This is a genomic window from Oligoflexia bacterium, from assembly GCA_035326705.1.
GTDB lineage: Bacteria > Bdellovibrionota_G > JALEGL01 > JALEGL01 > JALEGL01 > JALEGL01.
The window spans coordinates 220665-234697 of sequence record DAOLES010000003.1; the positions used below are offsets into that span (position 1 = coordinate 220665).

General features: G+C 36.1%; 14 protein-coding genes. 4 read left to right on the plus strand and 10 right to left on the minus strand.

The genetic code is table 11. The annotated features are described in order from the left end of the window. Window positions 1–15: 15 nt before the first annotated feature. Genes PKC21_06015 through PKC21_06025 form a run of 3 tightly spaced genes read right to left on the minus strand, consistent with a single transcriptional unit; the run spans window position 16 to window position 4672 of the window. Window positions 16–1653, minus strand: coding sequence for an ABC transporter substrate-binding protein (locus tag PKC21_06015; protein ID HMR24890.1), 1638 nt, complete (start codon window positions 1651–1653; stop codon window positions 16–18). Continuing rightward, on the minus strand, window positions 1635–2015 hold the full coding sequence (locus tag PKC21_06020) for a hypothetical protein (protein HMR24891.1): 381 nt from the start codon (window positions 2013–2015) through the stop codon (window positions 1635–1637). The genes PKC21_06015 and PKC21_06020 overlap by 19 nt, the downstream gene beginning before the upstream one ends. Next, a complete protein-coding gene (locus tag PKC21_06025; protein HMR24892.1) occupies window positions 2012–4672 on the minus strand; it encodes a pitrilysin family protein in 2661 nt (886 codons plus the stop codon). Before PKC21_06025 ends, PKC21_06020 begins: the two co-directional genes overlap by 4 nt. A gap of 397 nt (window positions 4673–5069) precedes the next feature. On the opposite strand from PKC21_06025, the gene xseB reads away from it, so the two are divergent. From xseB to PKC21_06040, 3 genes are read left to right on the plus strand one after another with little or no spacing between them, the layout of a single operon-like run. Next, a complete protein-coding gene (gene xseB, locus PKC21_06030) occupies window positions 5070–5297 on the plus strand; it encodes an exodeoxyribonuclease VII small subunit (GenBank protein ID HMR24893.1) in 228 nt (75 codons plus the stop codon). A gap of 5 nt (window positions 5298–5302) precedes the next feature. After that, entirely contained in the window at window positions 5303–6202 is a 900-nt protein-coding gene (locus tag PKC21_06035; GenBank protein ID HMR24894.1) for a polyprenyl synthetase family protein, read from the plus strand. A gap of 17 nt (window positions 6203–6219) precedes the next feature. Then, window positions 6220–6987, plus strand: a complete 768-nt coding sequence (locus PKC21_06040) for a TlyA family RNA methyltransferase (protein ID HMR24895.1) — start codon at window positions 6220–6222, stop codon at window positions 6985–6987. Window positions 6988–7002: 15 nt separating this feature from the next. Here PKC21_06040 and PKC21_06045 read toward each other — a convergent pair whose 3' ends face one another. From PKC21_06045 to murA, 4 genes are all read right to left on the minus strand, one after another. Next, window positions 7003–8145 (minus strand): hypothetical protein, encoded by a 1143-nt coding sequence (locus PKC21_06045; GenBank protein ID HMR24896.1) that lies wholly within the window; start codon window positions 8143–8145, stop codon window positions 7003–7005. A 75-nt stretch (window positions 8146–8220) separates the two neighbouring features. Beyond that, window positions 8221–8553 (minus strand): hypothetical protein, encoded by a 333-nt coding sequence (locus PKC21_06050; GenBank protein ID HMR24897.1) that lies wholly within the window; start codon window positions 8551–8553, stop codon window positions 8221–8223. 145 nt (window positions 8554–8698) lie between these two features. After that, a complete protein-coding gene (gene accD / locus PKC21_06055) occupies window positions 8699–9598 on the minus strand; it encodes an acetyl-CoA carboxylase, carboxyltransferase subunit beta (GenBank protein ID HMR24898.1) in 900 nt (299 codons plus the stop codon). Between the two features lie 69 nt (window positions 9599–9667). Next, window positions 9668–10933 (minus strand): UDP-N-acetylglucosamine 1-carboxyvinyltransferase, encoded by a 1266-nt coding sequence (gene murA, locus PKC21_06060; GenBank protein HMR24899.1) that lies wholly within the window; start codon window positions 10931–10933, stop codon window positions 9668–9670. 46 nt (window positions 10934–10979) lie between these two features. On the opposite strand from murA, the gene PKC21_06065 reads away from it, so the two are divergent. Further along, window positions 10980–11834 carry a hypothetical protein gene (locus PKC21_06065; protein ID HMR24900.1) on the plus strand — a complete coding sequence of 285 codons (855 nt, stop codon included), beginning with the start codon at window positions 10980–10982 and terminating at the stop codon, window positions 11832–11834. A gap of 14 nt (window positions 11835–11848) precedes the next feature. Here PKC21_06065 and prmC read toward each other — a convergent pair whose 3' ends face one another. Genes prmC through rpmE form a run of 3 tightly spaced genes read right to left on the minus strand, consistent with a single transcriptional unit; the run spans window position 11849 to window position 14012 of the window. Continuing rightward, complete coding sequence (prmC, locus tag PKC21_06070; protein HMR24901.1) at window positions 11849–12688, minus strand: peptide chain release factor N(5)-glutamine methyltransferase; 840 nt, start codon at window positions 12686–12688, stop codon at window positions 11849–11851. A gap of 10 nt (window positions 12689–12698) precedes the next feature. Next, the gene (gene prfA, locus PKC21_06075; protein HMR24902.1) at window positions 12699–13769 is read right to left on the minus strand and encodes a peptide chain release factor 1; all 1071 of its coding nucleotides are present in this window, start codon (window positions 13767–13769) and stop codon (window positions 12699–12701) included. Window positions 13770–13811: 42 nt separating this feature from the next. After that, a complete protein-coding gene (gene rpmE, locus PKC21_06080; GenBank protein ID HMR24903.1) occupies window positions 13812–14012 on the minus strand; it encodes a 50S ribosomal protein L31 in 201 nt (66 codons plus the stop codon). Between the last annotated feature and the right edge of the window lie 21 nt (window positions 14013–14033).

Sequence of the window (14033 nt, forward strand, 5' to 3'; positions counted from 1 at the left end):
CTTCTCGCTATACAGTTATTCTTTAATGTTAATAGTTGAATATACTTGTTCAGAAAAAACATTAGGTTTAAATCCTAGAAGCTTGTTACTCATGACACGCCCTGTAACTATATGAAAAATTGGAACCAATTCAACACTATCTAGAAGGACTCCTTCAGCTTGTCTAATACCTTGAAGCACTTGACTCCAATAAGCATGTTCAAAGGCTTTGTTTAAAGTTTTTTCAAAACCAATGTGGTAAAAACTACCTGCACTTGCTCTACTTGGCAAGAAGGCTTCTAAGATACCAAATGCATTGTCTGGTAATGCTCCAACAGTATCCAAAGCCATATCAAAGTCACCTTTAACAATTTTTTGATCAAATTCACTTTGCTTCTCGGCTTTTAATATAACTCGCTTAAAAGGCAATGCATTTAAGAAAAGTTGTTGCATAGCCAAAGCAATTTTTTCATTGCGGGGGGTATCAACATATATAAACTGTAGCTCTCCCAATTGTTTGCAATTATTTCGACCTTGCTCAACACAGTACCCTAAACTTTCTAGCTCTTCCATTGCACGTGTTTTTGAGTATGAGAACCCTGAAGGTGGTTGGTAGCCTAAAACATTTTTTGGCATCATTGAGTAAGCTGCTTGATAACTATTGAAATGCAAAGACTGTTTAATAAAATCTCTGTTAATTGACATTGCTATTGCTCTACGTATAGCCACATCTTTTAATATTTCTTGTTTATTATTTAGCCTTAAGAACATGGTTAATAAATCTGGTTCATAAACATATTTATATCCCTGTTGTACAAAACTCATTTTATATTCATCAAAATCAATTGAAAACCCTCTATGCCCCAACAAATGAACTTGCTGAGGTCCAGTCTTTTCTATTTGCTCCAAGTTTTTATTATAAAAAACACTAATCTCATCTACTTCTATTTTACTTGCCCAACGATGATAAGGGTTTTTACGCAACAAAATAACTTGTTCATTCTTCCTCACCGGAACAAACATGCCACTCCCTACCCATGAAGAAAAATCTTGTTGATCTTGCAATGAACCCATCGTGTTTATTTTTCTTAAAGGACTGGTCCATGGACGCGCAAACAGCATGACTGTTCTTAAATCAAAATGTTCAAATTCAATTTTAAAAATCTTTTTACCTAAAGATTTTACTCCCAGTTCATTGGGCGACAGAATTTCTCCTTCTATTAACTTTTGTGCACCTTTGATATGAATCAACTTTGCAATATGAGGACTTTTATTATTTTTATTTAATATATAGCTGATGGCATAAACATAATCGTCTGCTGTAATTTCTTGTCCATTTGACCATTTTAAATTTGATCTTAGTTTAAATGTAATACTTTTTTCATCAAAATTCTGCCTGTAACTCTCAGCTGCCAATGGAACAATTTTTCCCGTCTCCGGAACAACATACAATAAAGGCTCATGAATTTGTAAACCTAATATTGTCTCTGTATAACTATTTAATTGACTTGGATGCAATGTGCTTAAATTGCTTTGCGTAACAACTCTAAATACTTTTTTAGCCGGTTCTCTTCGACCAACATTTACAAATTGAGATGTACATGACCATAAACCAATAAGACTTAGGCCAAGTCCAAAACGAAGCCAGTGTGATACTAATTGTTTGATATGCATGTTAAAAGTTCCTTTTTTGCTTGTTTTAGTTGCGCTATATCTTGTTGTAAAATTGCTACCAAAAAAGAATAGTGTGCTGAGCTTGCGGTATTAAGTAAATTCAGATCTTTAATCAGTAAGCCTTGCCAAAAAAAATCAGTTTCTTTTCCCAAAAAAGTTTGTGGAAGGTCTATAGAGGTCCTAAATAAAAATTCAATACCTTCATAAGGACATGGTTGTATAATGATTTTAATGTAATTGGACTGTTCTAAACCTTTTAATTTCTCTGTAAGCGCTGATATGTTTACTTCTTGGCAGAAAACAACAACACTGACTGCCTGCTCTTTGCTTTTATATTCATTTATAAGTTGTTCTAAGGTCATATTTTGCCTCTTAAAACCCCAATGGCACTATGATCTAAATCAAATATTTTATTTGCACATTCATTGATTTGGCCGATATTTACTTTTTTTAATTTTTGTTCATATTCAAATAGATTTTCTATTTGTTCACCATTGACCGCAGACTCTGCCATTAAATAAGCCAAACTACTGGCAGCTTGCATGTCAACAGCATGCTGACAAGCAGCACATTCAATGGCTTCATACAATTCCTGCTGAGGTATCACTTGATCTTTAAGTCTTTCAAACTCTACCAAAACTCTATTCTTAACTTCTTCTTCATGCTTTAGATTGGTTTTAGCATATACAAAAAATGCTCCTGCCTTTAGTAAAGCAATATTGTAGGCCATACTCTGATAAACTAAAGCACGTTTATCACGCAGTTCATTAAACAGTCTTCCACCTAAACCTGACAAAACATGCGCTAAACAGTCTAAAATAATTTTATCGCTATCATCAAATTTAACTCCTTTAAAACCAAAAACAAAGCCTACTTGCGATCCTTTTGTTAAAGCAATATTTTCTATTGGGCTGCGTGGCGGCATAAATGACAACACACCTTTTTTTTCTATTCGCTTATTTTCAGTCTCTAAATTAAATTGAGATAAAACCATTTCTTGCACTTGCGCATACGAAGCTGGACCAACATAGGACACTACCATATTAGATAAACAAAAATGCTCCTGATGCCAGGCTAAAATGTTTTCTGCATTAAGATTCATAATTGAGTTAACATGCCCATACCTTGGCCATGCATAAGGATGCATACCCATTAAAGCTTGATAAAAAAGCTCAACCGGTCTAAAAAATAAATTCTTATCAATTGCAGATAACTGATTAAAGATTTTGTTTTTTTCTTGCTCTAATAAATTTGCATTCACATAAGGTTCCATAATCATATCTGAAATTATTCTTAGGCCTTGCTGTAAGTTGATTTGTGGTAAAGTCATTGCATAACCAAAATGATCTGCAGACGCATCATAACTTAATTGAATTCCCTTAGACTCAAGGTTATCCTTAAACTCAAGTTGACTTTGATGCATGGTGGCTTGCGCCAATAATCCTAAACATGCGTTGGTGTAACCGCTACTGGTAAAGGTTTCTTCTAAGCGTCCCCCCCGAAAACGAATACTTAAATTTGCCATTTGGGTCTTAGGTTTTTGGCAATAAACCAGCTGTGCTCCACAAGCAAAACTTTGTTGTCTAAACCTATTTTCTTCCCTTGCTTGTGTATTTAAATCACTAGCAAAGACTTTTTCCGGTACCTCAGGCAAAATCTGTTGAGTTTGCTTATTGCTGTAGTTTTCTAAGTAGTTTTCAATTCTTTTATACAACGAAGCCATCTTTTGCTCAGCTTCATGCGTGTGTCCCATATTTTTAGGCACCAATTCTAAAATTTTAACTTGCTGTATATTTAAAAAATCACGGATAAATGTTTGAATATTTTTCAAATCAATATTTTTAAGTGTTTGTAAATAAACTGAATCATCATGATCAAGCGATAACTGTTGTAAACAGTGATGCATATAGCACTGTTTGTATGTGGCATTGACTAAGCTTAAGTCTTGAGAAAAATAATTGCTGTACAAAATATTTTTTGCTTTTTGTAAGTCACTTTGCGCAAAAGCATAACTTTGTTCAATATCTTTTGCAAATGCATACAAGCTGCACAGTAACGTTTCTTGAGTTTGTGCTAAATCCTTAGTTTCACATTCTGCTTCAAGTAAAAATACACTTTTTTGATTAAAGTGTAACACTGTGCTTCCAGCATGATGCCCTAAACTTTTTGATAAAACACTGCTTTTGCCTTTACCTAAAACAATCGCCAATAAATCAGATACCAACATATTGTTTAAATTAAGTGGAAACTCAAATCCTAGTTTGCAATAGGTTTGAGATTGATCGGATAAAATTCTTCTGTACTTTAAATGTTTATTGGAAGTTTTTTGCTTTTTAGGCTTACTTTTTTCTAAGTCCGTATTATTTTTGTTTTGTATGTCTGAAAAATTTACTAGACATTGTTCTAAGTAATTTATGGTTTGCTCAGGGTCAAACCCACCATGGACACATAAAGTCATATTATGCGCTTGATAGTGTCGATTATGAAACTGTTGAACGGCCTGCAACTCTAAGTCAATGGTTTTATCTTGTAAACTACGTTGTTTTAAACCATCATTATCGGTAAAAATCATGGCCAACAGTGCCTCACGGGCTTGAATATGTGGATCAAAAAGCTTTTTTTTCAATTCTTCAAATATAACTGCTTTTTCTATCTGCAATTCTTCATTGTCATAGTGATTGGATAAAATTGCCTGTAACTGAGCAGAAACGACTGGAAGAAAGTTTTTTTGGGTACTCACTGCATAAAAATGCGTGTGATCCTGTGCAGTTACTGCATTATGAACCGCACCATGCCTACGCATACATTGCAGTAGACTTTGTTTTTCACCAGATTCATCAATGATCTTTTTTCGGTAATACAAATGCTCAAGCATGTGAGAAATCCCTAAAATATCTTTGGATTCATGCTCATACCCTGCATTAACCCACAACATAGAACAAACCAATTCTTCATCTTGGCGTGGGCATAGTAAGACGTTTAAACCATTGGATAACTTATAAACCTGAGCTTGTTTCAAGACTTGATGATACTAACATGCTCCTCCTTATGCGTCATGAAAAACTTTAGTAATGACATACTTTACTGTTTCCTCAATCTTGAAATTCACACATACCTACAATAACAAACCCACGAATATAATAGCTCTCATAACTATAGCTATCGACTATAGCATCATTTTATGCTAATTTGCCGGATATTATGTTTGGCTGGAGTATACAAGATATCCTAAACTTTATTTATACCATAACCTTAGAAACTGTATTCTTAGGCTTTTGTATTATTCTTATGGGCTTATCAGTTAGCGAAATCAAGAAGCGCCGTAAGGTTTTTGGGCACACCCTTCTTTTTCTCTTGGGCGGACTACTTATATTGGTCAGTTTTTACGTTAGTATGATTTTTCTTGAGGGATAAACATGGTAGAAAAAAAATCTAAAAAAATGGCTTTTGAAGTTGCCTTAGAAGAACTTGAAACAATTGTCAGTCAACTTGAATCCAAAGACATGCCCCTAGAAAAATCTTTGGCATTGTTTGAAAAAGGCATCAGTTTATCAAAAACCTGCACCCAACAAATCAGTGAAGCGGAAGATAAAGTGGATCAATTGCTACAGCAACTGCAGCAAAATCAAGAACAAGATGATTAATTGTTATGATACAGGAACACCTCACCCAGCTTCTACAACTGACAAAAGATCAGTGTGACACATACCTTAAACAATATCTTAAACAGCAAAATAACTTTTCAACACGTTTGCAGGAAGCTTGTGAATACAGTTTATTTGCCGGAGGTAAACGCATTAGACCCGCCTTAAGTTTTGCTTTGGCAAAAGACTTAGGTGTTGAAAATATTGACCAGATCACCCCCATTGGAGCAGCCTTAGAGTGCATTCATACTTATTCTCTAATTCATGATGATTTACCTGCCATGGATGATGACAGTTTACGTCGCGGTCAAGCTACCTGTCATATTGCTTTTGATGAAGCCACAGCTATTCTTGCCGGAGATGCCTTATTAAACATGGCTTTTGAAATTTTATCTTCTTCTCAATGGGATCTTGTTCCAGAGAAAAAAATTCAAATCATAGCTTATATCAGTGAAAAGTCTGGAGCTTGTGGCATGGTGGGGGGACAAATGCTGGATCTTCTCCATGAAAATAACCCTCATTTAGATCAAAATACCCTTGAGCAAATACACATGGGTAAAACTGCAGCGCTGATCAATGCTGCCTTAGTAGCTCCTGCCATTGTTTTAAATCTAGATCAAAAAAAACAAACACTCCTCAGCACCGTGGCTAACCAGATTGGTTTAGCCTTCCAAGTGGCTGATGATATTTTGGATGTCACCCAAGATTCACAAACCTTAGGCAAAAATGCCAACAGTGACCTTGAACAGCAAAAAAGTACCTATGTTTCAATACTAGGCCTTGAGCAAGCACAAAATGTTATGCATACTTTGCTTCAATCAGTTTTAAGCAATATTAAAGCTTTAGAGTTAAAACATAATAATCTAGAGTGTTTAAGCAAATTTATTATAGAGAGAAAATCCTAAACAATAGCTACGCAACAGTGAAAAAAACATCTGCCCGCATACGTCTTGATCAACTCTTGGTTGATCAAAATTTAGCTGATTCTAAAAGCAAGGCTCAAGCCATGATTATGGCTGGAGAAGTTTATATTGGTGAAGAAAAACAAAGTAAGCCAGGACATAAAGTTGCACAAGATAGCCCTGTCCAAATTAAAAATATTATTCCTACTTATGTCAGCCGCGGAGGTCTTAAGTTGGCTGGAGCCATCAAAGATTTTAGTATTCAAGCCAAAGGTCTTATTTGTTTGGATGTGGGAGCATCCACCGGTGGTTTTACAGATTGTTTAATTCAACATGGTGCTCAACATGTATACTGCATTGATGTTGGAAAGAATCAGCTGCACTATAAACTGCACCAACATCCAAAAATATCCTGGCGTGAATCATTGCATGTTAAGGATTTTTTAGCAGAAAAAACTTTTTCCCCAGTTAATCTTAAACATAAGGTTGATTTAGTTGTGATTGATTGTTCGTTTATTGCTTTAGAAAAAGTCATGCCCCACATTGTTGATACCTTACATGCCCAAAGTCAAGTCATAGCCTTAATTAAACCGCAGTTCCAAGCACAAGCCAAAGATTTAGTAAAAGGTGTCATCAAAGACCAAACTTTAAGACAAAATTTAATTGTGTCTTGTATTGATACTATTGAAAGCAGTTTACCTTTTAGATGCACAGCCAAGAGTGATTCTCATATCAAAGGTCCCAAAGGTAACCAAGAATGTTTTGTCTTGTTTGAGTATCAAGAATAAGCCTTAATTAATTGGTTAATTGACTTGGCGAAGCAGTCTTTTGATCACTTTATAACTTTTATAATGCTCTTTAACACTGTCAGGTTTTCGAATCAGACAGAAGGGTACTCCTTGTTTTTCATGCTGTTCTTTATACTGAATCTTAAATGTATGTTGTCCATACTGTCTATAGTCTTCTGTTGAAAAAACTGTACTTTCTTGGGTCCTCTTGGGAACCATACGTCGAGGAGCTCCTGTTGCATTGCCCCAGTTGGCTCCATCCAAACCTGGTGGCATGGCCAAAATATCTGTATCTGCACCATGTTCTAATAATAATTGAACAAGTTCATCTTCTCCTGCACAAACCGCTGCAAGCAAGGGAGTTTCATAATAGATATTTTTTTGATTAACATTAACATCATGGTCCAACAATGTTTGCATGCAGACTTTAGCTGTCTCTGTTTCTCTATCTTTTGGAATGTAAGCTTTACCCAGACCAAGTTTACCATACAAACACTTATGCAATGCCCCATCCGCATCCATATTGTAAAACAAGTCATCCATGGCGGGTGTTGTTTTAGAAACATTTAAATTTGGATTGGCTCCGTTGAATAATAACACCTCTAGCAAGGGAATATTTCTATTTTCAGCAGCTAAAATAATAGGTAAGCGTCCAAACCAGTCACTTTTATCCAACAAAGCATTGCTATCTTGCGCATGTTCAAGCAAAATTTTCACAACTGCAACTTGCGCTTCCTGTTGGTCAATATTTTTTGCTGTCAAACTTGATAGTAAAACCAATGGGCTGGTCATGTATTGAGCATAGGCTGCTAAACCATACTGTTTAATTCTATTACTTATATTCTCTGAACTCTGATTCATGCTATGCATGCCAAGAATATGGTATGGACTTTTCTTGTCTTCAAAAAAAACACTTGTTTCAACTGTCACTTTTTCATGCTGCAAAAGTTGTTGAACTTTTTCAACATCATAGTTGCGCAAGGCTTTTTCAAATTCAACAACACTGTCATCAATCTTATTGAGGTTTTGATACAATGTTCTAGAATCAATATTGGGATGGTTAACTAAATATGTAAAATACTCTTCAACTGAAGAAAATTGAACCTCTTGTGACAAAACACTCAAAGCTAGCAAGCATGTCATTAAAAAAGCTTTCATACCACAATTTGTAACAGGTTATATACTCTGCATCAAGACCTAAAAAATTGAAAAAAATGGGCTGATTGTTGATGTTTAATGAAGCGTTGGTTCTAGAATTTCGTCATTAATTTGGCCATCGAGTAATTGGAAATAGCCAAAAATCATGGCTTTTTGCAAATCACTATCTAAGGTTTGCAAATATTGTTTTTTCTCCTCAAAATTATCCAATAACAATAAATCATTGAGAATGTCGTTGATTTCTTCAATACGCCCCTCAAACAGATCTAATAAGCTGTCATGTTCATCCCTAAACGTTAGTCTAATCATGTCTAAATTGAATAACAGATGATTACCTTTACGTCCTTCATCTAAAATAAAATTCAGTTTATAAAGCTCACCAAATGTATCCGGTATATCCATCCTCATGACCACTTTTCTCATTCTTTACACTTTATACCCCTGAGAAAAAACGTCAAGTGCCTTACTTTTACCTTTATTTTACAAGTGCTTAGAGACTCAGTTTGAAACTGAACAAAAATATTTTAATTTTTTAGATTATGCCCAATTAAAGTTACTTCTCTTGAGCAACAACTTTCATATTTGGCTTTTGAACATAGAGCTTGTAGCCTAAATTAGAAATAAAAAATTCTAAGCTTGTTCTTAAATCTTTACGGTGAACAATCCTGTCTACCATACCATGCTCCAATAAAAACTCCGAGCGTTGAAACCCTGCAGGCAAAGTTTGTTTAATGGTTTGCTCAATCACCCTAGGTCCAGCAAAACCTATTAAGGCATTTGGTTCTGCTAAATGGACATCGCCCAACATGGCCATCGATGCTGCTACGCCACCTGTGGTTGGATGGGTGAGTAAAACAATGTACGGAATTCCAGCTTTTTTAAGTTTTTTTATGGCGGCTGAACATTTTGCCATTTGCATGAGCGATAAAATCCCCTCTTGCATCCTAGCCCCGCCAGAAGCCGTAATCACAACGACAGGTTTTTTTTCTTTTAAGGCTAATTCATAGGTGCGAGTAAGTTTTTCTCCCACCACAGATCCCATGCTTCCACCCATATACTCAAAAACAAAAGATCCTAGGATAAAATCTTTACCTTTAATTTGAGCTTTGCCATAAATATACGCTTCATTTTCATTGGGAAGGCTTTTCGCCATGGCTTTAATTCTATCACTGTATTTTTTACTGTCTTTAAACTGTAATGGATCTGTAGGCTTTAGGTTATGATCAACTTCATCAAAGCTACCAGGATCAACAATACAATCTATTCTTTGCCTAGCTGATAATTTAAAATGGTGTTGGCAGTTTGAGCATACCATTAAATTTTTGGCCAGATCTTGGGCAAATAAAATTTCCTGACAAGATGGGCATTTTTCCCACAAACCTTCAGGAACATCCTCGCGCTTTTTGGTTTGGTTGGATATTCTTGGTGCTTTAAATTTATTTAACCAGCTCATAATTTTTTACCAGTGTTCACTCTTATCAAAAAAAATAGCTTTCGTAAGGTTTTTATTAAAAGCTTGGATTTATTGGGGTAGTCGTTTAATTTTGGCCCCAAGAGCCTCAAGTTTTTTTTCCATACTGACATAGCCTCTATCCAAATGATAAATACGCATGACTTCTGTCACACCTTGCGCGGCTAAACCTGCTAGAACTAGGCCGGCACTTGCTCTTAAATCTGTGGCCATCACCGGCGCACCGGTTAATTGCGCTACACCCGTTATTTTTGCAATGGAACCATCAATTTTAATCTTAGCTCCCATACGATTGAGCTCAGCAACATGCATAAATCTATTCTCAAAGATGGTCTCTTCAATTGTACATTCTCCTTGAGCCACTGTCATCAGAGCCATGTATTGTGCTTGTAAATCGGTTGGAAAGCCTGGATATACTTGCGTTTTTATTGAATGCGCTGTCAGACTATCATTGCCTTTAACCCATACTCCCCCATCTTTGGATTCAGCGTCTAAACCACAAGCTCTAAGCACACCAAACACTTCAGCTAAAAGAATCTCTTGGCAATCTTTTAAAAAAACTTCTCCGCCCGTGATACCCGCTGCTATCGCATAAGTTCCTGCTTCAATACGATCTGGAATTAAACTGCATTTAAATCCAGATAAACTGGTTTTACCCTGAATATGCAAAGTAGATGTCCCTATTCCATCTATATCGCAACCCATCGCACACAACATTTGGCATAATTGAACCACCTCGGGTTCAAATGCACAGTTTCTAAAAGTACTCTTAGCAGAAGAAATCAATGCTGCTGCCATTAGGGCATTCATGGTTCCGGTAACCGTCACCATAGAAAAAGTAAAATCCGTGGGTTTTAGTTGCTTTGCCTTAGCAAAAACATAGCCATTTTCTACCTTAATATCTGCTCCCATGGATTCCATGGCTTTAAGATGCTGATCTACCGGTCTTACGCCAATGGCACAGCCTCCAGGTAAAGAAATTTTAGCTTCTCCAAATCTGGCTAACATGGGACCTAAAATTAAAATTGATGCCCGCATTTTTCTGACCATGTCGTAGGGTGCTTCTTTGGCTTGTAAATTTTTTCCAGATAAAACAAGGGTCTCTGGATCTTGCTCAAAAAAGCTTTCAACCCCTATATAGTTTAGAATACTCAGTAGGCCTTTAACATCATGCAAATCAGGCACATTGCTCAGAGTACACGGTTCTTCAGTAAGCAAAGACAAACACATCATGGGCAAAGCTGCATTTTTTGCCCCACTGATATGAACATCTCCATGTAAAACACAGCCACCTTCAATTTGTAATTTTTCTAACATAGACACCTAGTTGTTTAATTTTAATAATTAATGCATAATACCGCTTATGCCATCAGGTTTAAAACAATTCATTCTAACTTTATGTTTTGCTTCATTGGTTTTTGGTCAAGACGCTAAGCTTCTGGATATAAAAACCTTTGCTGACAATGTCTTTCTTGGACAGATCTACCCTTCTGGGAAAATATATGTAAAGTCTATCAAAGATAATCCAGACAACAAATCTTTTAATTGGCCAAAATCAATCCAGTTTCATGCGCTTGTAGCTAACAAAACCCATGGTCAAACAAAAACCTTTTTTTCTGCCACATGGGAAAAACTGTTTAGCAATCCAGAAAGAAGTTCTCAAATTAATCATGCTTATATTCCAGCCTATGAACAAATGCCTCATAATCATATGCCTTGCTCAAAAGATACACTAAAACCAAACAAAGATTATACCTATCTCAACAATACTTATTACTTAAATGACTTTTTTGACTTGGTTTTAGATTATTGTGCAGAAAATAGCACTACGGCTGTATATAACAGTAACAAAAAAAGTAACTTTTCTTATCCGATTATTGCATTCACCTCTACCATAGGTGAGCCTATATCCATCACTCGTTATTCTAAAAAAACTTTGCGGCCATTATTTGAAGATGAAAAAAAACAAATCCTAGAACATAAAGCTGCATACAAAAAACTTGATGAAAACGACTCTTGCACCACTGTTGCTAGCTATCTAGATAGCGCGCAAACGCTCTATCATGCAAAGTTTAATGACGGTAACGCTATCAGGGTATCTTTTTATAATGATGCTGGTTGTCATGGTCACAGTTCAACAAATTACATTGTTGATTTAATCAAGCAAAAAAAAGTTTTAGCATCACACTCCCTACAACAATATCATGGCCCCATTTAAATCAATATGGTTTATCATTGACTTAACTGGGCCACAATCACTCGGTCAATTTGACTTAAATCCTTGATATTCTTTAACACTGTAAAAGTACTTTGCTCAAAGATTTTTTTTATGGCACGACTTTGATCTATGCCAAACTCACATAACACCATTCCTTTTGGATTTAGCTGCTTTGCTGCTTGCTTTATAAACCTAATATATAGCCCTAAACCTTCTTGATCTGCAAACAAAGCTTCTTCCGGTTCATGCCTCACCTCTTGACTCAAGCTCATTTTATCTGACCAGGATACATAGGGTAAATTGGCAACTATCAAATCATAACTTTGCTTCACATTCTGCAAAAGATCTGAAATGATGAAGTTTATCTGTGTGGCATGTTTTTGCGCATTAAACTGTGCAAGCTCTAATGCTTTTTCACTGATATCCACTGCTGTTACTTGCGCATAAGGTAAATAATGTTTGAGTGTAACTGCCAAAGCCCCACTTCCAGTACCCACATCTAAAATAGATTTAAATTCTATCCCCTGGTGATGCAAGCTAAGCACTTCATCTACAATAAGCTCTGTTTCTGGTCTTGGGATTAAGACGTTTTCATTGACCTTAAAATCAAGGCCATAAAACTCTTTTTCACCCATAATGTAGGCTACCGGTTTACCTTGAGCTCTTGCTGCAATACAATCTTTATATTGTTGCTCTTGTAAGGAAGTTAGCACTGTGTCCGTTTGTAAATAAAGTTGTATATTAGTATAGTGACAAATAGATTGTAAAAAAATGGCTGGAGCTAATCCTGCGTCATCTTTTTCAGCTTGAGTTAGCTGATGTTTTCCCCAGACAATGGCTTCACCGATGGTCATACAAAAATTTTTATTGGGCTGCTTCTTTGAGTAGTTCTGCTTGGAAAGATGTCCTTAAGGCTGTGATAACCTCTTCTAAATCACCTTCCATAATTAAGTCCAATTTGTGTGACGTTAAACCTATCCTATGATCTGTTAGTCGATTTTGTGGAAAATTGTAGGTACGAATGCGCTCGCTTCGATCACCACTTCCCACCATAGATTTTCTAAATGAAGATTCTTCTTCTTGTTTTTTTGCAATTTCAGCTTCCAGCAATCTTGATTTTAAAACTTTTAAAGCCTTGGCTTTGTTTTTGTGCTGTGACTTTTCATCCTGACAAATAACAACAATACCAGATGGAATATGCGTAACCCTTACTGCAGAGTCTGTGGTGTTAACACTCTGACCACCGGGACCACCAGCTCGCATTACGTCTATTTTTAAATCTTTTTCTTCAACTTTAACATCCACATCATCAGCTTCAGGTAAAACCGCAACGGTAACTGCTGAAGTATGTACACGCCCACTGGTTTCTGTTTGAGGAATTCTTTGTACTCTGTGTACACCACTCTCATATTTGAGTTGACTGTAAGCACCTTGGCCTTGAATCAAAATAATGATCTCTTTAATTCCACCTAAACCTGTTTCACTCTTTGACATAACTTCAATCTTCCAATTGAGGTTTTCCGCATAGCGCAAATACAAACGCAATATATCTGCTGCAAATAAAGCAGCTTCATCGCCACCGGTTCCCGCTCTGATTTCTAAAATAACGTTTTTGTCATCATTGGGGTCTTTAGGAAGTAAAAGTAATTTTAGATCACGCTCAAAATCTTCTTCTTTTTTTTCTAACTCTTCCAGCTCAGCCTTAGCCAAACTCACCATGTCTGGATCATCCGCAAGCTGAACCATCTCTCTTGCTCCAGCTATTTCTTCTGTGATTTTTCTATACTGCCTGTAGGTTTCGACCAACTCTCTCAAGTCAGCATATTCTTTGGATAATTTTTGAAACTCTTTTTGATTGCTAACAACTTCTGGCAAGGATAGCCGATTTGATAAAGCTTCAAACCGCTTTTCAACATCTTTTAAATGCTCCAGCATACTATATCCCTAATCAAGCTGTTTAAATGCGTAAGACTAAGCTTACTTGCTGCCGTACTTTTTCTTAAAGCGATCAATACGACCTTCGGTATCTACCAAACGTTGGTTACCTGTGTAAAAAGGATGGCAAGCTGAACAAATCTCAACTCTAATTTCGTCAACGGTAGAGCGGGTTTCAAATGAGTTTCCACATGTACAAGAAACATTAACCGTATTGTATTCTGGATGAATATCTTTTTTCATCGTTATCTCCTAAAATGCTTA

Bases quoted from the DNA above. Each gene is read 5' to 3' on its own strand.
- PKC21_06015 (HMR24890.1), bottom strand. From the start codon at position 1,653: ATGCATATCAAACAATTAGTATCACACTGGCTTCGTTTTGGACTTGGC.
- PKC21_06020 (HMR24891.1), bottom strand. From the start codon at position 2,015: ATGACCTTAGAACAACTTATAAATGAATATAAAAGCAAAGAGCAGGCA.
- xseB (HMR24893.1), top strand. From the start codon at position 5,070: ATGGTAGAAAAAAAATCTAAAAAAATGGCTTTTGAAGTTGCCTTAGAA.
- PKC21_06035 (HMR24894.1), top strand. From the start codon at position 5,303: ATGATACAGGAACACCTCACCCAGCTTCTACAACTGACAAAAGATCAG.
- PKC21_06045 (HMR24896.1), bottom strand. From the start codon at position 8,145: ATGAAAGCTTTTTTAATGACATGCTTGCTAGCTTTGAGTGTTTTGTCA.
- PKC21_06050 (HMR24897.1), bottom strand. From the start codon at position 8,553: ATGAGGATGGATATACCGGATACATTTGGTGAGCTTTATAAACTGAAT.
- accD (HMR24898.1), bottom strand. From the start codon at position 9,598: ATGAGCTGGTTAAATAAATTTAAAGCACCAAGAATATCCAACCAAACC.
- murA (HMR24899.1), bottom strand. From the start codon at position 10,933: ATGTTAGAAAAATTACAAATTGAAGGTGGCTGTGTTTTACATGGAGAT.
- PKC21_06065 (HMR24900.1), top strand. From the start codon at position 10,980: ATGCCATCAGGTTTAAAACAATTCATTCTAACTTTATGTTTTGCTTCA.
- prmC (HMR24901.1), bottom strand. From the start codon at position 12,688: ATGACCATCGGTGAAGCCATTGTCTGGGGAAAACATCAGCTAACTCAA.
- prfA (HMR24902.1), bottom strand. From the start codon at position 13,769: ATGCTGGAGCATTTAAAAGATGTTGAAAAGCGGTTTGAAGCTTTATCA.
- rpmE (HMR24903.1), bottom strand. From the start codon at position 14,012: ATGAAAAAAGATATTCATCCAGAATACAATACGGTTAATGTTTCTTGT.